We start from the raw sequence: 20,027 nt of genomic DNA on the forward strand, positions 1-20,027 counted from the left end.
CAAAAGTCGTTACGACGACAGCCTAACCTAATGGGTATTCACACGCCTATCATATGGGCTTTTATATTCGTGTTCGGCTCGGCAAGGTGGGTGCTATTCTGCCTGCTTCAGTGGGTGGCGGACATAAAGGAGAGCCGCGTGTCGGGTATTGTCTATTGGTTGGATATGGTGGGGGTGATCGTCTTTGCCCTGTCCGGGGTCATCCTGGCGTGCCGTTCGCGCATGGACCCGTTTGGCATGCTGGTGCTGGCTGCCGTTACGGGGATAGGCGGCGGCACGCTGCGCGATCTGGTGCTGGGGGTCAGGCCGGTTTTTTGGGTGTCTGATCCAACCTATCTGTGGGTCATTTTTGCCACCGTGGGCGTTTCGCTGGTGGGGTTTCATTATATTCACCGGCTGTCACGGGGTTTTTTGCCGATTGCTGACGCCTTTGGCCTGGCGTTATTTACCGTGATTGGCGCTCATAAAGCGCTGTTGTTAGGGACATCCGGCGTTGTCGCCGTGTTGATGGGGATGATGACGGGAGTGGCCGGTGGCATGATCCGCGATGTGCTGGCCCAGCGAGTACCCATGGTACTGCGCGAGGAAATCTACGCCACGGCGGCGATGGCGGGAGGCACTGTTTACGTGCTACTGCACGCCATGCAAGCCCCGCTTATCCTGACCATTGCCGCCTCGTTAAGCGTGACGCTTGGGTTGCGAGTCGCGGCGATTCATTGGCATCTGGCGCTGCCGGTATTTGCCTGGGTAAGCGTAGCGCCCAAAACCGACGATGACGCGGCGGCACCACTTTCCACGTCGCAAAAAGCCAAAGAGCGGGTCAGGATGATTCGCCGGGAGCGAAACCGTCGTTAAGGCCTGGGGAAACGCCTTGCCTCCCGCCAGCGCTCAAACCAGCGTCTGGGCTGTAACACCTTCAAGTCGGGCTCGCTGTCGATCAGCTCTACGCCTGTTCCCAGGGCACCAATGCGGGCATATAGCGCGCCGTTGGCCTGTTTCTCCGCCAGGGTGACATCGGCCAGCAGTAGAAGAGGCCCGCCGGTAAGCGTCAGGTCGTAAAGGCGAATGCGCTCGCCGTCGATGTGTAACTGCGCATCACCGTTGATATTGCGCACGTTCAACAGCCTACCCAGCCAGCCGCTTTCACGGGCGCGCGCTAAAAAAAGCCGGGCGAGTAAACCGGTATCGCGCATGCCAAGGCGGAGTTGGCTGGTGAGGCTGATAGGGTCGCCCCACTCGAGCAGTGCATCGTCAAGGCTCAATTGAACCCACCAACCGGCATCCTGCGTGCCCTCTGCGCTCTGTCGAAACACGTTTTCAAGACGTAGGAAGGAATCGCTGGCGTTAAAGCGCCGTGCGTCAAGGTCACCTTCGTCAAGTTGCAGATGCAGTTCAACATCGCCCTTTAGACGCTGGTCAAGCAGCGCTAAGTCGGCACCAAAAGCACGCAGGTTGATCTCGCCCTCAGCGGTCAGTCCGTCCAGTAGCCATTCGCTGGTCAGGCTCGCCTGGCCGCCGAGAATACGAATACCTGCTTCTTCGGGTAGGTAACGATTGTAACGGCTGAAGTCGGGCACTTGGGTAATGGGCAGCGCGACACGTGTGGTGAAGTAGGCAGGCTCGGGCGATGCCAGCACCTCGCTAAAACGATCGGTCTGCGTCGTGAGTGCGAAGTGGCGCCCTTCAAGGTGGGGCTGGTCGTCATCCTGACGCATCAGCGAAAAGTGCGGTATGCCCAGCGAAAGCTGGGCGTGTTCGGCGCTATCCAACTGAGCCGTCAACTCGCCGCGCCCGGTGGCGAGATAGTCTAAAAAACCGACCTCAAGCTGGTTGGCGTTGACCCTAAGGCGCGTTGGCGCTAGCAGGCGGTTATCACGGAATGCGCCCTGAGCGAATAGCTGGCCGTTGCCCGCAAGCCTTAACCCGTGGGCATCGGGCAGGAAGGCATTCAAAAAACCGAGCCGCTGTACGCTGCCCTCCAGGTCAAACTCGCCGCTGACGCGATTTGCGCCATTAGCGTCGCCGCGCTGAAAGCGGCCTTCATTGAGTACCAAGGTGCTTTGTAATTGCTCGCTGGGGGCATCGGTATCCGAGACTTGCCAACGCAAGCGGGAACCGCTGATATCCAGCGTAGTGCCGTTGAGCGCTGCCTGACGAATCGCCAGGGTGAGCTGGGCGTTGCTTTCCAGCGTGCTATTCTGCTCGCCGTGCTGCCAGCGGGTGGTGAGTTGATTACCGGCTAAATAGATCTCGCCATTCATCTGTTGGGCAGTGACATCAATCTGGCCGTTGCTGCTAGCCTGGCCATTGAGCAGCTGCAGCGGGGCAGGGTCGGGCAAGACCGCCCCCAGGTAGGGCTGCAGTACGCTGATGTCCGGCAGACGAGCGGATTGCCAGGTTAGCCGGGCGGTAGCGTCTTCTCGCGCTTGCACAGGGTCAATCGGGCTGCGCGCGTTGAGGGTGATGGCAGCATCCGTTAGCAACGTTTGCTCATGGTGGCGCAGGGTCGCTTCCATCAGCGTAAGCGTCGCGTCGATAGCCTCTTCGGGGGTGAGCTGTGCCGTCAGCGAGCCGCTTCCCCGGGCGTCGAAGTCCAGCAGCTCAGCGGCTAGTTCTGGCGCCTGAATCGACAGCGAAGCACGCTCGAGCCGGGCGTCACGTAGCGTTGCGCTGGCTTCAATTTGCCCGTTCCCGTCAAGGCGAATACCCTGGCCGTCAAAGGTGTCCGCCAGGTACCGATCAAGCATATCCAGTCGGGTCACCTGGCCTCGCAACTCGAGCGTGGCGCCCGTCGGCAGCTCCAGCCGGTCCAGGCGCTGGTTGGGAATGCGGGTGGCTAGGCGTAGCTGGGTATCGTCAGCGTAAGGCTGGCTGTCAGCCAGGACCACATCGTTTAATTGAGTGGAAAAGGTAAGCGTATCGTCCTCTACTGCCAGGCGCACGCGCCCTTCGCCGACGGCGGTATGAAGCGGCCGGGATGAATCAGGCGTTATCCAGCGCGGTGAGTCGCTTGTAGGGGGCGTCAGGCGTTGCTCATCCACCGATAGGCGCAGGGCAGAGGCCGTCAATGTGAGCTGGCTGCCGGGCTGTAACGTGCCAGCGTCAAGCCCAAGCTCGCCCGTCAGCGCGCCGTTGCCATCAAGCGTTAGCCAGGGCAGCGCTTGCAGGTAAGGCATGAAGACGTCCCAGGCATCGGCCTGAGCATCGATCGTCATCTGTGCCGACAGACTGTCGAGCAGGCTGGCGATAAGCGCATCGCGCGGCAGGTGCGCGGTGGTGATGCTTTCCAGCGCGGCCCTGGCGCCTAGCTGAATATCCCGCGCCAGGGTAGCCTGGTCGCTCAGCCGTACCAAACGGCCCTGGTCGATATCCAGCGACACATGGGGCACTGCTAAGGCGTCATGGCTGAGCTGGGTGTCCCTTACCTGGAGTTGGCCCTCGGCCTCAAGCGCAATATCGCCAACGGTCAGGCGGCGAAGCCCACGTGCCTCCAGCGCTTTGATACGCAATTCGCCGCGCAGCAGATCAAGCAAGGACAGGGAAAGGGTGGCTTGATGGGCGTCAACCGTGACCGGCAGCTGTTCGTCTTCACGCGCAAGGTAGAGGTTCTCGACCTCCCAGCGCCCGGGATGCAGGCTCTGGGCATTTGACCAGCGCACCTCGACACCATCGATCCTGGAGATTTGCTGCGGGAGCCACTGGCTATTGAGCAGCCAGGTGCCGCCGACTAGCCAGATGAGTGCCACTATCAAAGCGCTCAACAGGGTAATAAGCAGGATGCGTGGTAGACGTTTTGAACGGTGACGCTTATTTGGCATACGGCTTCCTTGCAGATGACTCCTGCTGATCGACGTTTTATGGCATTATGCGCGTCGTAAGCCCGCCATCGACTTTTGATTTCAACGCTAAGCAGACAACCAACGCCATGTTCAAGGAATTTTACACGCAGCGCGGAGAGTATGTGTTGATCTCCGCTGAGCAGGCCAGCCACTTCGCCAAGGGCGTCGCGGGGGACTACAACCCGATCCATAATCCGGATGCGCGGCGTTTCTGTGTGCCAGGGGACCTTCTTTTTGCGCTGGTGTTGGCAAAATTTGGTTTGTCTCGGCACATGGCGTTTCGTTTTACCAGCATGGTGGGCGCGGATACACCACTGCTATTCAGCGAAGCCGAAAACGGTGAGCTTCACGTATGCGATGAAAGCGGTAAATGCTATTTGCAGGTTGTTCGCCACGGTGAATGGACTGACGATCCCTCGGTGATAGAAGCCTTTACCCGCTGCTACGTGGCGTTTTCGGGCAAGAACTTTCCCCACTATCTCAAGCCGCTGATGGAGCAGCACGGGGTCATGTTCAATCCCAAGCGCCCGCTGGTGATCTACGACAGCATGGGGTTTTCCCTGGAGCGCTTGAACGCGGTGTCGCCAGGGTTGACGCTTAGCCATTCATCGCTGGATGTGCAGGGCAAGCGCGCCGATGCACTACTTGAATTTGCCATTGAATCAGCAGGCGAGTTGGTCGGGGTAGGCTCTAAAAAGCTGGTTGTCAGCGGGATATGCCCCTACGACGCTGATGAGATGGCAGCGATTGTTGACGAGTTTTATCGGCTCAAGGCGGCTTATCTCGCATCCGTCGAGTAAGTGGGCAAGCAGGATTCGACGTTAGTGGCGATGGCTGCCCTCAACGCTTAGGGTAGGGTACTCTTAGCTTCTCATCATAATGCCGTGCCACGCGCAGGCACGACGTAAATTACAAGAGGCGCTACATGAACCATCGTAAACTGCTGACCCTAGCCATTACCGCGACTGCGCTGGCGGTAACGTCATTCAATGCCCAGGCTCGTGACTTTCGTTTAGGGCTGATTACACCGGCCCAGCATCTTTGGTCGACCGAAGCAGAAGCCTTTGCTGAAACGTTGCATGAGCGCTCTGATGGCGAGCATAGCGTATCGGTATTTCCTGCCCAGCAACTGGGTAACGAAGCGCAGATGGTGCAGCAGTTGCAAAGCGGGGCCCTGGACATGGCCTTTCTGACCATTGCCGAAATCTCCAACCGGATTCCCGATTTCGGCGCACTTTACGCGCCTTATCTGGTCGATGACGTCAACCACGCCGCACGCTTGCTGCGTTCGGACGCTGCCGGCGAGCTGCTGGACCTGATGCCGGAAGGTGTCGGCCTGGTCGGCGTTGGCTACGGGATGGTGGGCATGCGCCAGGTGCTCAGCCGTGACCCTATCGAGAGCGCCGCTGACCTGGAAGGTCAGCGCCTGCGGATTACCCCGTTTGAGCCGATTCGTGATTTCTACACGGCGACTGGTGCCGCTCCCGCGCCCATGCCGTTGTTGGAAGTGTACGATGCCCTGGCCAACGGTCAGGTAGACGCTATCGATATGGACTTCGACTCCATTCTGATTCTCAAATTCTACGAGCAGGCTGATAATCTGCTGATTTCCAACCACATGATGTTCCCCATGGTGGGAGTGGTGTCCGGGCGGGTATGGCGCGAGCTATCCGAAGAAGACCGTGAGCTGATCGATACCACCATGGCCGAGCATCTGGAAAATGTGCTGGTAGGCTTTGAGGAGAAAGACGCCGCTCAGGAAGAAGAGATCCGCGCCCTGGATATCAATATCGTCGAAGCCGACGCTGAGTTTTTCGCTGAGGCGATTGCCGAGTGGGAAGCTATCTGGGCACCCAAGGCGCCGATGCTGGAAACCCTGCGCGAAGAAGCCGAGCGCCTGAGCGAGTAAACCGCTGCCAAGCCAACCACTCGACCACCGACGAGGTTTATCCACACTCATGTTGCAACGCCTTTCCTCGGGGCTTGCCCGTTTAGAAGAGACCGCCGCTGCCGCCTTGGCCGCGGCGGTGACGTGTTTGATCCTGATCAATATCGTTTTTCGCGTATTGGGCAACCCGCTTTATTGGATAAGCGAGTTATCCATCTACGCGATGATCTGGATGACCTTCCTGATTGCGGGGGCGGTGTTCAAGCGTCGCCAGGGGGTAGCGGTGACCTTGCTAAGCGATGTGTTGCCTCGTGCCGGACGACAACTGATAGGCCTCTGGGTGGACGTCATGGTGCTGGTATTTGCTCTGCTACTCGTTTGGCTTTGCTGGCGCTGGTATCAGCCGGTCACGCTCGCCCAACTAGGCTTTGACACCGGCGCGTTTCAGGGGCAGACCTTCAACTTCATTTACGCCGAGAACACCTCAACACTGGGCGTGAAAAAGTTCTGGGTGTGGCTGATTGTGCCGTGGTTTGCGCTATCGCTTACCCTGCATGGGCTGGCCAACGTCTGGCAGTCGGTTACACAGTGGCGCCACCCTGGCGACGAGCCGACAGCCGAGACATCGCCATGAGACGGGCTCGCTTATGACCATTGCCGTATTTTTAGTGTTACTGCTCGGTGCCGTGCCGATTGCCCTGGTGCTTGCACTGACGGCGATGGTGTATATCTACGTCTCGGGCAATACCGTGCTGTTCGAGTCTTATCCACAACAGTTATTCAGCGCCATCGAAAGCTATGGGTTGCTGGCGATCCCGCTATTCATGCTGGCCGGGGAGCTGATGAACGAAGGCGGCCTTACCCGACGTTTGATAGCTCTGGCACGGATCCTGGTGGGCGGTTTCCGTGGGGGGCTGGCGTATATCAACCTGGTGGCCAACATGATGATGGCGGCCATTATCGGCTCGGCGGCGTCGCAAATTGCGATCATGTCCCGCGCCATGGTGCCCGCCATGGAAGAAGAGGGCTGCGACACGCCTTACAGCGCGGCGATTACCGCGGCAGGCGGCCTGCTGTCGCCGATTATTCCGCCCTCGATGCTGTTTGTGCTGTTCGGGGTAATGGCCCAGGTACCCATCGCCGAGATGTTTATTGCCGGGTTGCTGCCGGGGTTATTGCTGGGGGCGAGTTTCTTTATCGTAATCGCGCTGGTCGGGCTGGTGCAGCAATACCCCAAAGGCCAGTGGCCCAGCCGCCGTCAGGCATTGCACGACGCATTGTGGGGGCTGCCCGCGATGTTGATTCCGGTGATTATCATTGGCGGCATTTTATGGGGTATTGCCACGCCCACCGAGTCGGCGGCGCTGGCCTCGCTCGCGGCCTTGATCATGGGGCGTTTTGTGTATGGCGAACTGCGCCTGATTCAAATGCCCCAGGTGCTCAAGCGCACGGCGGTCAACGCCGGTCTAGTCATCATGCTGATTGCCGCCGCCGGGGTATTTGGCTGGGTGGTGATCTACGAGCAGTTGCCACAAATGGCGGCCGAGTGGATCGCAGCCCTCACGGCCAACCCCTTTGTCTTTCTGCTGATGGTGATTGGCGCGCTGCTGCTGGTAGGCATGGTCATCGATGGTATCGCCGCGCTGATTCTGGTAGTGCCGATTTTAATGCCGATTGCCGAATCACAATTCGCCATTAGCCCTTATCAGTTTGGCGTCGTGGTGTGTTTGACCTTGGTGTTGGGACTGTTAACGCCCCCTGTGGGGGCCGGGCTGTTTATTGCCTCCTCCATGACCGGCGCGCCGCCGCTGAGAATCTTCCGTGCCCTGCTGCCGTTTTTGCTGGCGACATTGGTCACGCTGGTATTGCTTGCCTGGCTTCCTTGGCTCACCAACGGATTGATACAGCGTTAATCATAACGTGAGCAGTGCCAGTCAAATTCGTTGGCTAGGCCGCGCCGTTATCCGTCAGCGGCATCACATCTACCTCAACGTCCAGCTGGTGGTCGCCGCCGCCGTTCATGACGCCCTTGAGCGGCGCAACGTCAGCGTAATCGCGGCCCCATCCCAGCACCGGGTGCTGCTCGCCGGCCACTGTGCCGTTGGTAGGGTCAAGTGCCAGCCATCCCCAGTCGGGAATCCAGGTCGCCAGCCAGGCGTGGGACGCATCGGCACCCACCAGCCTTGGTTGGCCGGGCGGTGGCTGGGTTTCCAGGTAGCCGCTGACGTAGCGGGCTGCCAGACCGATCGAGCGTAGGGCACCAATGGCCAGGTGGGCGAAGTCCTGGCATACCCCGCTGCGACTCGCCAGCACCTCGCTGAGCGGGGTGGCCAGGGTGGTGACGCTGGGATCATAAGCGAAGGTTTCGTATATCAACCGATTCAATGCCAGCGCGGCGTCGACCTGCGAACGGCCCGGCGTGAAACAGCGCCGGGCAAAGGCCGCCAGTTCGTCGTGGCGACGAATAAAGGGCGAGTCCAGACAGTACAACTGGATGTCAAAACGGCGATCAACACTGAGGCTTTCGGCAACGCGCTCCCACGCTTGGGAATGCTCAGGGAGCGCGGCCAACGGTCGGGTCGTAATCGGCGTGACAACGGTGACATCCAGCGTTTGGTGAATGTTTTCCTGGGCGAAGTAAAGAACCCGGTTACCGAATATATCGCGTCGCTCAGCCTGGACATCGGGCAGGGGGTGAATATCAAGCGTTGACGCGCCACACTGCTGATGCGGGGTTTTGCGCGGCAGCATTCGCGCTTCGCTGTGGCACAGCGTTACCGGTGCGCTGTAGTGGTAACGCGTGGTATGTCGCAGGGTGTAGTTCATGCCTCTGGCCCCATGCTGACCAATTGGCGGGGCCGTTCGACATGGCTGAAATGGCTGTGGCTGATCGCATCCGACAATGCGTTAAGCGGCTCAATCAGCGTATCCAGCAGTTGTTCAAGGGCATCCTGCGCTTCAGGGGTGTCGAGATGGCTTAAACGGTCAATATCGGCAAGGTGCAGCGCGGCATTGGCCTGAATCAAGAGCCGGCGTTCGGCGTTGCGGTAGGGCGAGGCGCTGCTGGGCAGCCGGTCGATTTGCCGTTCAAGGCGTTTGAGCATGTAACCCACTGAGCGCGGGTTGGTTTCATCAAACAGCAGCAGATCGAGAATCGCTTCCGGGTGCAGCTCACTACGATAACGGCGGCGATAGGCGTTGAAGTTATCGGTGGTGGCAAGCACAACTTCCCAGAGTGCCAGGCCAGGCGTTTGTGGCGCGTTAAGGGTGAGCTTGAGCAGCGACAACAACCCCAGTAAACGGTCCAGAAAGCGGCCAATGTCCATCAATCGCCAGCCGAAATGATGAGGCATGGTTTCGTTGCATAGCCCAAAGAAAGCGGCTAGCCGAGCGGAAATATCCTCGCAGGTTCGCCGCGCGGCGCTGGCATCCAGGTTGGGGGTCACGCTGTTCATCCGCTGACGCAGTTGATGGAGCACCCGCCAGGCGTCATCACCGAGATGATCGCGAACGCTGCGGGCGTTGCTCAACAGCTGGGTAAATAGCGGTGCCAGCGCCTGCGGGTTGGCGTCATCAAACTGGGCCAGCAAGGCAGCGCGTTTCTGGGTAAAGCCTACCGGTGGTGCTTTGATGCATGCTTCGTCACGGTCCTGGGTATCATCCTGGGCATCGTCTTGGCCGTCGATCTCAAGCACCAGCAGCAATTCATCCAACAGCCGGTCGGCAATGTCGTCCTGGTCAAATTCCATCAGCCGTAGCAAGGCTTCGCGCAGCAGGCGTGAACGCGCATCCAGACGTTCACCATAACGACCGAGCCAAAACAGGCTTTCGGCCACGCGGCTGGGGAGGTCATTGCCGTCTCGCGTGGCGACCATTGGGCCGCGTGCCTGGCGTAGCTGGCTGACGTGAGGCTGAGGCGTATTGGCGGTTATCCACACGTCCTTGACGACCGGGCTTTGAAGGGACGGTGAGCCGGGAAGGCCGACCCAGGCCAGCCCGCCGGGCATGACGTGGTAGTCGTTGGACTGTTGGCTTGTTGCGGCCCCGCCTCCCGGCGTGCGGGCAACGAAGCAGCGTAGGTTCAGCGTAGTGGGCGTCAGGCGTTGCAGCTGGCTGTCAAATACCGGCGCGGTAGCGGGCTGTGTGTCGGGGTTGGCGTCAGGCAGCAGCAGCGGCTCGCCGAGCAAGTGCTCGCACAGCGCTGGCAGATAATCGGCAAGCGCACGAGATTCCAGAACGCCGACGCCCAGCGCGTTGGAAATCGCGACACCGCGGCTGCGGGCGCCCTGCAAAAGCCCAGGCACGCCTAGCTGCGAGTCACTCCTGAGCTCCAGCGGGTCGCAGAAAGCATCGTCGCAGTGGCGCAATACCACATCGACGGCTTGAAGACCGCCCAGCGTGCGCAGCCATAGCTGGCTGTCGCGCACCACCATGTCCTGGCCTTCCGCGAGGTCGATATTGAGGTAGTTGGCCAGGTAGGCGTGTTCAAAATATCGAGGGCTGTTAGGCCCAGGGGTCAGTAACACCACCCTGGGATTGTCGCGGTGTTGATAGGCAAGCAGGGTGAGACGGCGGTGATACTTGTCCAAAAAGCCTGCCAGGCGCTTTAACGGTGCGTTGCGATACATCTCGGGCAGGGCGCGCGCCATCAATATGCGGTTTTCCAGGGCAAAACCGGTACCCGAGGGCGCCTGTAAACGGTCGCCCATCACCCGCCATTGCCCCTTGGCATCCTGCATGACGTCGACGCCGTGGAAATTGATGGCCGGCCGGCCGCTGGGCTGGGAACCGTGGCAAGGCAGCAGAAAATCGGGCGATGCGAGTATCGCCTGCGTTGGCAGCAGGCCCGCATCAAACAGCCTGCGCTCACCGTAAATATCATCGTACAGGGCATTAAAAAGGCGACTGCGCTGCATTAGGCCGCTTTCCAGCGCCTGCCAGTGCGTCTGGTCGATGACCCAGGGCAGCGGGTCAAGTCGCCACACGCGCCGTTGGCCATCGTCGTGCATGTTGAAAATAACGCCGTTTTCCGCCAACAGGCGTTGAATCTCTTCATGCCGCTGGTGACGGCCGTCCGCCCCCAGCGCCTCAAGGGCGTTGAGCAGGCTCGCCCAGCCTGGGCGTAGTTGGCCCTGGCGATCGAGCATGGCATCGAAAACGCCGGGCTGTCCCTTGCCTAGCTGATTCAGGTAATCCTCAACGAGCCCGGCAGAGTTAAGCTCAAGCAGTGAGGTAGAGACAGGGGCCGTCATGAGGCTGGTTGTCCTAAGCAGATAAGGGGCGGATTATCCTGCAGCGCGCCCCGATAAGGAAGCATTTAAGGTGGCCTCAGCCTGGACACCAGCGCAGATCCAGCGTGCAGGGGAGTTCAAGGCTTGGCATTTCGGCCGCCGCGACCTGCCTGCCATGTTGATGGCCGCTATCGCTGAACCTGCCCAGGCGCCTGGCCTCGGCTTCAAAGGCATTGACCGGGAAAGTATCAAAGCTGCGCCCGGTGGGGTGAACCACATGATACGTACAGCCTGCGACCGAGCGTTGGTTCCAGGTATCGACGACGTCAAACACCAGCGGCGCGTGAACGGGAATCTGCGGGTGCAGGGCAGACGGTGGCTGCCAGGCGCGATAGCGCACGCCGGCGACGGCCTCGCCGTTGCGCCCGGTCGCGGCAAGCGGCACCCGCCGACCGTTACAGGTTACTAGATAGCGGTCACCGCTCATGCCGCTGACTTTGACTTCCAGGCGTTCCACCGAGGAATCGACGTAACGGGCAGTGCCCCCCGCGCTGGTTTCTTCACCGAGCACGTGCCACGGCTCGATCGCCTGACGCAGTTCAATGTTGAGCATTGGCGTGTCCAGTCGGCCGTGGACCGGAAAGCGGAACGCCAGAAACGGGGCGAACCATTCCAGGTTAAACGCAAAGCCGTGCTGGCGCAGGTCGCCAAGTACATCGTTGAGGTCTTCCCACAGGTAGTGGGGCAGCATCCAGCGGTCTTGCAGGGCGCTGCCCCAGCGGACTGGCTTGGCCCGGTAAGGGGCTTTCCAGCAGCGGGCGACCAGCGCCCGGATCAGCAGCATCTGCATCAGGCCCATGCGCGCATGGGGCGGCATTTCGAAACCGCGCAGTTCGAGCAGCCCCAGGCGACCGCTGTCGCTATCCGGTGAGTACAGTTTGTCGATACAGAACTCGGCGCGGTGGGTGTTGCCGGTCAGATCGGTCAGCAGGTGACGCAGTAGGCGATCTACCAGCCAGGGTTGGACCACTTCGCCTTCGGGCATCTGCTGCAGGGCAATTTCCAGCTCGTATAATGCCTCGTGACGCGCTTCGTCGACTCGGGGAGCCTGGCTGGTGGGGCCGACAAACAAGCCTGAAAACAGGTAGGAGAGACTGGGGTGGTGCTGCCAGTAGGTGACGAGGCTTGCGAGCAAATCGGGACGGCGCAGGAACGGCGAATCATCCGGTGTGATGCCACCCAGCGTCACGTGATTGCCCCCGCCGGTACCGGTGTGGCGGCCATCCAGCATGAATTTCTCGGTGCCCAAGCGGGCCAGGCGCGCCTCATCGTATAAGCGTTCGGTTTGCACCACCAGGGTTTGCCAACTGGCGGCAGGCATGATGTTGACCTCGATCACCCCTGGGTCAGGGGTGATCTGGAAGCTCTCCAGCCGTGGGTCGCGGGGCGGGGGGTAACCTTCGATCATCACCGGGCAGGCGAGCGTGCGGGCGCAGGCTTCAATGCTGCTGAGCAGGTCCAGATAATGCTCGAGCTGGGTCAACGGCGGGAGAAAAATATGCAAGCGACCATCCCGGGGTTCAATACACAGGCTGGTGTGGATCACCTTGTGTTCGCGGTCATCCACGGCGCTGGGCTGGCGCTGCACGGTTTCACCATCAGGGTGGCTGAGGCTCGGGTGAAGGCTCTTGCCGTGGCGCTCCGTGCTGCTGAAAGGGTGCTGCTCCGCGTTGCGCCTGGCCACTTCGCCGTGGATGTCGCCCAGTGCGGGGCGCGGGGCAAATAGCGATTGCGGCTGGGGCTGTTCGTCGGGATCGGCCCAGGGCAGTGCCGAGAGCGGCAGGCGCAGGCCCATAGGCGAGTCGCCGGGCACCAAGAATAGCTGGTCGCGCTTGAGCGGCCAGCGGCCGCTTTCCCAGCGGTGCGATTGAGCCACTGAGTGGCGAAGTGGCAGGGCGTAACCGACCACCGCGCTTAAATCCTGCTCCAACAGCCGGGCGAGGCGATGGCGCTCGGCGTCATCTTTGAGGTCTGCCTTGAGCGGGTCAACGTCGACCGGCAGTGTCTGCTCTTTCCACAGGTAATAGTAGACATCTTCGTAAGCAGCGACCCAGTGGCGCTCGGCGACACCCAGGTGCTCGCTCAGGGCCTGGGTAAAACGCTGCGCCATGGCATCATCGGCGGTCACGTCAGGCGCGCCGTCCATGCAGGCAAGCCATTGAGGGTCGCGCCATAGCGGCACGCCATCCTTGCGCCAGTAGCAGGCCAGCGCCCAGCGGGGCAGCGGTTCACCGGGGTACCATTTGCCTTGCTGCTGCTGGATCACGCTGCCTGGCGCGAAGGCCGTTTGCAGACGGGATAGTAGCACTTCGGCACGCTCGCGCTTGTGGTCGCCCAGGGCATCGGTGTTCCATTCAGGGCTTTCCATGTCATCCACCGATACAAAGGTGGGCTCGCCGCCCATGGTCAAGCGAACGTCCTGTTGATTGAGGAAGGTATCCACCTGATCGCCCAACTCAAGTATCTGCTGCCACTGGTCATCGCTGTAGGGCTTGGTCACGCGGGGGTCTTCGTGGATGCGCTCCACGCGCATTTCTACCTCAAACTCGACCTCGCACTTTTCGGAAAAGCCGGTAATGGCAGCGGCGCTACCGGTGGTGGGCGTCGCGGCCAGGGGGATATGCCCCTCACCTGCAAACAGGCCCGAAGTGGGGTCAAGGCCCACCCAGCCCGCGCCGGGCAGAAACAGTTCTGTCCAGGCGTGCAAATCGGTGAAGTCGGTCTCGCTGCCGCTGGGGCCATCAAGCGCTTTGACGTCCGGCTTGAGCTGGATCAGGTAGCCTGACACAAAGCGGGCGGCCAGACCTAAGTGGCGCAGTATCTGCACCAGGAGCCAGGCACTATCGCGGCAGGAGCCACAGCCCAGGGTGAGGGTCTCCTCACAGCTTTGCACACCGGGCTCCATACGCACCAGATAGCTGATGTCGTTCTGAAGCCGCTGGTTGAGGGCAACCAGGAAATCGACCGTGGTGGTCGGCTCCTTGGGCACGTCCTTGAGCCACGCCATCAAGCGCGGCCCTGACTCCGTCACTTCAAGGTAGGGGCCGAGTTCCTGGCGCAGGCCTTGCGGATAGGTAAAGGGAATCGCTTGCGCAATGTCGTCCAGAAAAAAATCAAACGGGTTGATCACCGTCATTGGCGCAATCAGTTCCACGCCAATGGTGAGTTCTTTGCGGGGTTCGGGAAACACGATGCGCGCATTAAAGTTGCCGAAGGGGTCCTGCTGCCAATTTAAAAAATGGTCATCACCGGAGATGTTTAGCGAGTAAGCATCGATCTGGGTACGGCAGTGGGGGGCAGGCCGAAGTCTGACCACATGGGGCGATAAATGCACCGGACGGTCGAAGTGGTAGGTCGTACGGTGGTGCAAGGCAACGCGAATGGTCATGAGCGACCCTCTGAAAAAGCCAATATCAACCCAAAAGCCGATTAAAGAGAAACCAGTACTCGCAAGTATCGTTCCAGTTTTATTTTTTTGCAGCTTTCATTGTGGTTACGTCTTTTTTTTATTAATGCTTAGTGCTTTTTATGCACCAAAAAAGAATGCTATCCGCACCTTTAAGACGCATTTCTGGTTTCTGTGGTTAATTATTAGTTGGTTTTGTTTCGGTGGGGTATCTAGCGTTTAAAAATCGCAAAAGATGGTATGTATTTTGCTCGATTTAGTTATCCGCTTTATGCGCGGTCTGGCTAAACTAGCTAATCAGGGCCGGTTCCAGACGCCCAGGCAGATGCCGTCTTCCCCTGCGCCAGGAGAGCGCCCATGAACCAAGTGAATTGGAACAACTATGCGTGCCGCGATTATTACGATGAACTGATGGCGGCACCGGGCCAGCCGCGCGAGTCTGCAGGTGAGCTTTGCAATATGCTGGCCCGGTTCAGCGCCGAAGAGTTAGCCGAGCGTAAAACCGCCGCAGACATTGCCATTCGTACCATGGGTATCACCTTTACCGTGTATTCCGAAGGCGCCATGATTGATCGGGCCTGGCCCTTTGATATTGTGCCTCGAATCATTCCCGCGCACGAATGGCGCAAAACCGAGGCCGGTTTAAAACAGCGAGTCCAGGCGCTCAATTTATTCATTGACGATCTTTATCACGATCAAAACGTGGTCAAAGACAAGGTATTACCCGCAGAAGTGCTGGCACAGTCGGTGAACTTCCGCCCTCAATGTGTCGGGGTCAACCCGCCCCATGGTGTATGGGCGCATATCTGCGGCTCGGACCTGGTGCGGGGCGGGGATGGCACGCTGTATGTGTTGGAAGACAATCTGCGTATTCCTTCCGGCGTTTCCTACATGCTTGAAAACCGCAACGTGACCAAACGGGTACTCCCCGAACTGTTTGCCACTGGCAAGATCCTGCCCGTAGATGATTACGTCGCTCAGCTCTACGACATGTTGGCGGCCATGTCGCCCCGACCCGGCGATGACCCGCAGATTGTGGTGCTTACCCCAGGTATCTATAACTCGGCGTATTTTGAGCACGCGTACCTGGCCCAGCAGATGGGCGTTGAACTGGTCCAGGGCAACGATCTTCATGTCGATGACGACGACGTTGTCTACATGCGCACTGTTGAAGGACGCCGGCGGGTAGATGTGATCTATCGGCGGGTGGATGACGAATTTCTTGATCCCGAAGCCTTTAATCCCAGCTCAATGCTCGGGGTGGCGGGCCTGATGCGCGCCTGGCGTTCGGGTAACGTGGCCCTGGCGAATGCCCCGGGAGCCGGCGTCGCCGACGATAAGGTGGTTTACGCCTTTGTTCCCGAGATCATTCGTTACTACCTGGACGAAGAACCCCTGCTGCCCAATGTGCCCAGCTACTTGTGCATGTTTGAAGATGATCGCAAGTACGTGCTTGAGCATCTCGATGAGCTGGTCGTGAAACCGGCCAACGAATCAGGCGGCTACGGCATGCTGATTGGGCCACGGTCAACCAAGGAGACGCGCGACCAGTTTGCTCAACTGATCACGGCCAATCCGCGTAACTACATGGCCCAGCCTACGCTTGCGCTTTCAACCACACCGACGCTTTCGAATGGACTGCCCCAGCCGCGTCATGTCGATCTTCGCCCGTTTATTCTGTCCGGCCCTGAAATCCATGTGACGACCGGCGGCCTCACCCGCGTGGCGTTAGTGGAAGGATCGCTGGTGGTAAATTCCTCCCAGGGCGGCGGCAGCAAGGATACCTGGATTGTCGAAACCGATGAGCACGCGGCAACTGCCGCGGCGCAGGCAGGAGTCTAGCCCATGCTGTCACGCGTAGCCGAAAACCTGTACTGGATGGCGCGTTATATCGAGCGGGCCGAGGATACCGCGCGGTTGTTGAGCGTCAACAGTCACCTGATGCTGGACCTGCCCAGGCATTTGCCACTTGGCTGGGGGCCGCTGATTGAAATGACCGGCACCCTCGAGGCGTTCAAGGCCCGTCATGACGACTTTGACGAGCGCAGTGTGGTGTACTTTCTATGCGCTGACGCGCAGAACGGCAGCTCGATTCTGGCGGCCCTTGCCAGCGCCCGTGAAAACCTGCGCACCACGCGAGACGTCGTGCCCCGAGAAATCTGGGAAGAGGTCAACCAGCTCTATTTGAGTGTGGCCGACCACGTGGAAAACGGCGTGAGCCCTCGGCGCCGGGACGCCTTTTTGAAAAGCGTCATCCGTGGCTGCCAGGCGTTGGCGGGCTTGATCGAGGGCACGCTGAGTCACGGCCCGGCCCGCACCTTCATTGAACTGGGGCGGCAGTTGGAGCGTGCTGATATGACTACACGGATTGTCGATGTGCGCTCGGCAAGCCTGTTGCCGCAAAACCCCGAAGAGCTGCTGCCATTTGAAAACCTGCAGTGGATGAGCGTGCTCAAATCGCTCACGGCGTATCAGATGTACCGTCAACAGGTGCGTTTGCGCGTTCGCGGCCCCGATGTGCTGCGCTTTTTGCTTCAGGATCCCAATCTGCCGCGCTCCATTGCCTGCAGTCTGGAAACCCTGATCCACGAGCTACAGCTTTTGCCTCGGCAGGATCGCGCAGCGGCCACGGTATCGCTGGTGCGGGCCGATGTCGTCGATGCCGATATCCAACTGCTGGCACATTCGCCGAGCAAGCTGCATGCGTTTGTCGATGAGTTGCAGATCGGCTTCGCGGCGATTCATGACACCCTGAGCGCGACCTATTTTGTCAGCGGTGACCATGTTCCCCATGTGACCCAGCGGCAAACGCAGAGTCATGCAGGGGATCAGGATAACGACGACTAGCGCGTCTCCTGATGGGTGCCGGCGTGGCGAACCAGTCGATGCACATAGGCAAGTTTATCCCGCACCGCCGGGGCAACCGCTCCCGGCGCCAGGTCGAGAAGCCCCATGTCACGATTCAGTTCGTTGACCGCCATGCCGACCTGATGAAATGCCTGCAGCATGCTGTCCAGGGTGCCGTCATACTCGGTGCGGTAAAGCCCCATATGCATGGCGGTATCCAGCACGGCAACCATGTCCAGATAAAACGCAAAACTTTCAGCAAAGTCCTCCCAGGGATGCATGGCGGCGTAGGCGGAAATAAAGCGGGTCGGCCAGTCTCCAGGCGCGCCCTGTTGGTAGTATTGCTCTAATGCGTCTGCGTAGGTGGGCTGGTCATGGTGGCCAAACACCTGACGGCAGGCGCCTTCATCGCGTTCCTTGACCAGTAAATCCCAGTAGTAGTGGCCAATTTCATGGCGGAAATGGCCGATCAGGGTGCGGTGAGACTCGTTCATGTCGACCCGTAAACGTTCACGTTCAACGGTGTCGGCTTCTTTGACATTAATGGTGATATGCCCGCTGGCATGGCCGGTGTATACCTTTTCCTGGTTCGCGGTAGAGCGCCACAGCCCCTGGTCGGGCAGGGCGTCGGCCATGAATGAGAAGCTCAGCGGCACATCGATCGCATCGCCGACGGTGCCGTGGGGCAGTGCCAGTAAATCCAGGGTGTGAAAAAGTCGCCGCTTGGCGGCCTCCAGCGCTGCCCAGCGTTCGCGATTACCCTCAATCGACAGATCGGGAATGACGGCGTTGTAGCGACAGCAGTCGCATAGGGTGTCGGCGTAACCCTGGTTGATGACTACCGTGCGGTTGCAGACATTTTCCAGGGCGTAGTTATGGCACTTCATCAATGCGATTTGGCAACCAGAATGCGTGCAGCGATAGCCACCGTCAGGCAGCGGTTCCAACGCCACGATATGGCGGCACCCAGGGCACCAGCCGACGTCTGCCTGGCAGGCAAGGCAGTGCGTGTTTTCAAAAAATAACGGGTTGCCGCAGCGACAGCTGAATGTCCGCATGAAGGGCTCCTTGGGGTGGGGCACGTCGCCATTCTGCGGCCCGATTAATTTGAGGGTTTAGGTCTATCAGCATAGCGACTAATTGACGCCGCACGATAGATTCTGTTTACTCGTTCGATGGTTTGTTTACGTTTACGTCAACTTTCTAATACAACCACAACAGGAGCAACGCCATGCCCATTCGCGATATACCCATGTTCATTGACGGTCAGCCGGTCACGTCCCAGAGCCAGGAGTGGCGTGATGTGGTGAACCCTGCCACCCAGGAAGTCGTCGCCCGGGTACCCTTCTGCACCGCCGATGAAGTCGAGCGCGCCATTGCCAGCGCCGAAACGGCTTTCAAGGAGTGGCGCAAGGTACCTCTGGGTAAACGGATGCGCATCATGCTCAAGCTACAGGCGCTGATTCGTGAGCATACCCCCGAACTGGCGGCGCTGATTACTGAAGAGCACGGCAAAACCCTGCCGGATGCTGAAGGCGAGGTCGGGCGCGGGCTGGAGGTGGTTGAGCACGCCTGCTCGATTACTTCACTGCAGCTGGGGGAACTGGCCAACAATGCCGCCAACGAAGTCGATGTCTACACCATGCACCATCCGCTGGGTGTCGGGGCGGGCATTACCGCCTTTAACTTCCCGATCATGCTGCCTTGCTTCATGTTCCCGCTGGCGATAGCGACCGGCAATACCTTTGTGCTGAAACCTTCGGAGCAGGACCCTAGCTCGACCATGCGGCTGGTCGAGCTGGCCCACGAAGCGGGCATTCCGGCGGGCGTATTGAATGTGGTTCACGGCGGCCCCGAGGTGGCAAACCAGATCGCCGACCATCAGTCGATCAAGGCGCTGTCGTTCATTGGCTCATCCCATGTGGGGTCGCTGCTGTACAACCGCGCCGCCGCGGCGGGTAAACGCATGCAGGCGATGATGGGCGCCAAAAACCATTGCGTGGTGATGCCCGATGCCAATCGCAGTCAGGCGATTGACAGCCTGCTGGGCTCTGCCTTTGGTGCGGCCGGGCAACGCTGCATGGCCAACTCGGTTGTGGTCCTGGTGGGCGAAGCCCGTGAATGGCTCGACGATATTGTGGAAGGCGCGCGTGGCATGAAGGTCGGACCTGGCACCCAGCGCGATGCTGACCTGGGCCCGCTGGTATCCCCCCAGGCCAAGGAGCGCGTCGAACGCTTGATTGGTGCAGGCGAAAAAGAGGGCGCCAAATTAATGGTCGACGGGCGAGGCTGCTCGGTTGATGGCTATCCGGACGGTAATTTTGTCGGGCCGACGCTGTTTGCCGACGTCACGGCCGACATGACCATTTACCGGGAAGAGATCTTTGGCCCGGTACTCTGCGTGGTCAGTGTGACAACCCTGGATGACGCCATTGCGTTCATCAACGCCAACCCCAACGGTAACGGCACCTCGATCTTTACCAACTCCGGCTGGGTTGCGCGGCGCTTTGAAAACGATATCGATGTAGGACAGATCGGCATCAACGTACCGATCCCGGTGCCGGTGGCCTATTTCAGCTTTACCGGCTCGCGAGGCTCGAAGCTTGGCGACCTGGGTCCCAATGGCAAGCAGGCGATTGCCTTCTGGACGCAGACCAAGACCGTGACCGCCCGCTGGTTCGAGCCGGAAAACGTCTCCAGCGGTATCAATAGCACCATTTCGCTTGGCTGATGCCACTCGCTAAAGTGCCTTTCCC

13 protein-coding genes are annotated in these 20,027 nt (G+C 59.7%); 8 read left to right on the plus strand and 5 right to left on the minus strand.

The window, feature by feature from the left end; genetic code table 11:
- Positions 1-138: 138 nt before the first annotated feature.
- On the plus strand, positions 139-855 hold the full coding sequence (locus HXW73_RS04305) for a trimeric intracellular cation channel family protein (protein WP_186255061.1): 717 nt from the start codon (positions 139-141) through the stop codon (positions 853-855).
- Here the strand turns inward: HXW73_RS04305 and HXW73_RS04310 are convergent.
- Positions 852-3,818: a hypothetical protein gene (locus HXW73_RS04310; protein ID WP_186255062.1), complete on the minus strand. Its 2,967-nt coding sequence runs from the start codon at positions 3,816-3,818 to the stop codon at positions 852-854. The genes HXW73_RS04305 and HXW73_RS04310 overlap by 4 nt on opposite strands.
- Positions 3,819-3,925: 107 nt before the next feature.
- Between HXW73_RS04310 and HXW73_RS04315 the strand changes: the two genes are divergently transcribed.
- From HXW73_RS04315 to HXW73_RS04330, 4 genes are all read left to right on the plus strand, one after another.
- Entirely contained in the window at positions 3,926-4,639 is a 714-nt protein-coding gene (locus HXW73_RS04315) for a DUF3581 family protein (protein WP_186255063.1), read from the plus strand.
- 125 nt (positions 4,640-4,764) lie between these two features.
- On the plus strand, positions 4,765-5,748 hold the full coding sequence (locus HXW73_RS04320; RefSeq protein ID WP_186255064.1) for a TRAP transporter substrate-binding protein: 984 nt from the start codon (positions 4,765-4,767) through the stop codon (positions 5,746-5,748).
- 49 nt (positions 5,749-5,797) lie between these two features.
- Positions 5,798-6,361 (plus strand): TRAP transporter small permease, encoded by a 564-nt coding sequence (locus tag HXW73_RS04325; RefSeq protein WP_186255065.1) that lies wholly within the window; start codon positions 5,798-5,800, stop codon positions 6,359-6,361.
- A gap of 13 nt (positions 6,362-6,374) precedes the next feature.
- Positions 6,375-7,640, plus strand: coding sequence for a TRAP transporter large permease (locus tag HXW73_RS04330; RefSeq protein ID WP_186255066.1), 1,266 nt, complete (start codon positions 6,375-6,377; stop codon positions 7,638-7,640).
- A gap of 34 nt (positions 7,641-7,674) precedes the next feature.
- Here HXW73_RS04330 and HXW73_RS04335 read toward each other — a convergent pair whose 3' ends face one another.
- The 3 genes from HXW73_RS04335 to HXW73_RS04345 form a co-directional block, all read right to left on the minus strand.
- On the minus strand, positions 7,675-8,553 hold the full coding sequence (locus HXW73_RS04335) for a transglutaminase family protein (RefSeq protein WP_186255067.1): 879 nt from the start codon (positions 8,551-8,553) through the stop codon (positions 7,675-7,677).
- A complete protein-coding gene (locus HXW73_RS04340; protein ID WP_186255068.1) occupies positions 8,550-10,979 on the minus strand; it encodes a circularly permuted type 2 ATP-grasp protein in 2,430 nt (809 codons plus the stop codon). The genes HXW73_RS04335 and HXW73_RS04340 overlap by 4 nt, the downstream gene beginning before the upstream one ends.
- Positions 10,980-11,055: 76 nt before the next feature.
- Entirely contained in the window at positions 11,056-14,406 is a 3,351-nt protein-coding gene (locus HXW73_RS04345) for a transglutaminase family protein (RefSeq protein ID WP_186255069.1), read from the minus strand.
- Positions 14,407-14,781: 375 nt separating this feature from the next.
- On the opposite strand from HXW73_RS04345, the gene HXW73_RS04350 reads away from it, so the two are divergent.
- Entirely contained in the window at positions 14,782-16,266 is a 1,485-nt protein-coding gene (locus HXW73_RS04350) for a circularly permuted type 2 ATP-grasp protein (RefSeq protein ID WP_186255070.1), read from the plus strand.
- Between the two features lie 3 nt (positions 16,267-16,269).
- On the plus strand, positions 16,270-17,271 hold the full coding sequence (locus tag HXW73_RS04355; protein WP_186255071.1) for an alpha-E domain-containing protein: 1,002 nt from the start codon (positions 16,270-16,272) through the stop codon (positions 17,269-17,271).
- Here HXW73_RS04355 and HXW73_RS04360 read toward each other — a convergent pair.
- Positions 17,268-18,329, minus strand: coding sequence for a zinc-binding metallopeptidase family protein (locus HXW73_RS04360; protein ID WP_186255072.1), 1,062 nt, complete (start codon positions 18,327-18,329; stop codon positions 17,268-17,270). The genes HXW73_RS04355 and HXW73_RS04360 overlap by 4 nt on opposite strands.
- A 173-nt stretch (positions 18,330-18,502) precedes the next feature.
- On the opposite strand from HXW73_RS04360, the gene HXW73_RS04365 reads away from it, so the two are divergent.
- Positions 18,503-20,002: a CoA-acylating methylmalonate-semialdehyde dehydrogenase gene (locus HXW73_RS04365; protein WP_186255073.1), complete on the plus strand. Its 1,500-nt coding sequence runs from the start codon at positions 18,503-18,505 to the stop codon at positions 20,000-20,002.
- Positions 20,003-20,027: the final 25 nt, after the last annotated feature.

Source organism: Halomonas sp. SH5A2 (assembly GCF_014263395.1).
In the GTDB taxonomy this organism is placed as follows: Bacteria; Pseudomonadota; Gammaproteobacteria; order Pseudomonadales; family Halomonadaceae; genus Vreelandella.

What these genes read in the sequence shown, in the direction of transcription:
- HXW73_RS04335 (WP_186255067.1), bottom strand. Translation starts at nt 8,553, where the DNA reads ATGAACTACACCCTGCGACATACCACGCGTTACCACTACAGCGCACCG.
- HXW73_RS04355 (WP_186255071.1), top strand. Translation starts at nt 16,270, where the DNA reads ATGCTGTCACGCGTAGCCGAAAACCTGTACTGGATGGCGCGTTATATC.
- HXW73_RS04365 (WP_186255073.1), top strand. Translation starts at nt 18,503, where the DNA reads ATGCCCATTCGCGATATACCCATGTTCATTGACGGTCAGCCGGTCACG.
- HXW73_RS04315 (WP_186255063.1), top strand. Translation starts at nt 3,926, where the DNA reads ATGTTCAAGGAATTTTACACGCAGCGCGGAGAGTATGTGTTGATCTCC.
- HXW73_RS04325 (WP_186255065.1), top strand. Translation starts at nt 5,798, where the DNA reads ATGTTGCAACGCCTTTCCTCGGGGCTTGCCCGTTTAGAAGAGACCGCC.
- HXW73_RS04330 (WP_186255066.1), top strand. Translation starts at nt 6,375, where the DNA reads ATGACCATTGCCGTATTTTTAGTGTTACTGCTCGGTGCCGTGCCGATT.
- HXW73_RS04360 (WP_186255072.1), bottom strand. Translation starts at nt 18,329, where the DNA reads ATGCGGACATTCAGCTGTCGCTGCGGCAACCCGTTATTTTTTGAAAAC.
- HXW73_RS04350 (WP_186255070.1), top strand. Translation starts at nt 14,782, where the DNA reads ATGAACCAAGTGAATTGGAACAACTATGCGTGCCGCGATTATTACGAT.
- HXW73_RS04310 (WP_186255062.1), bottom strand. Translation starts at nt 3,818, where the DNA reads ATGCCAAATAAGCGTCACCGTTCAAAACGTCTACCACGCATCCTGCTT.
- HXW73_RS04320 (WP_186255064.1), top strand. Translation starts at nt 4,765, where the DNA reads ATGAACCATCGTAAACTGCTGACCCTAGCCATTACCGCGACTGCGCTG.
- HXW73_RS04345 (WP_186255069.1), bottom strand. Translation starts at nt 14,406, where the DNA reads ATGACCATTCGCGTTGCCTTGCACCACCGTACGACCTACCACTTCGAC.
- HXW73_RS04340 (WP_186255068.1), bottom strand. Translation starts at nt 10,979, where the DNA reads ATGACGGCCCCTGTCTCTACCTCACTGCTTGAGCTTAACTCTGCCGGG.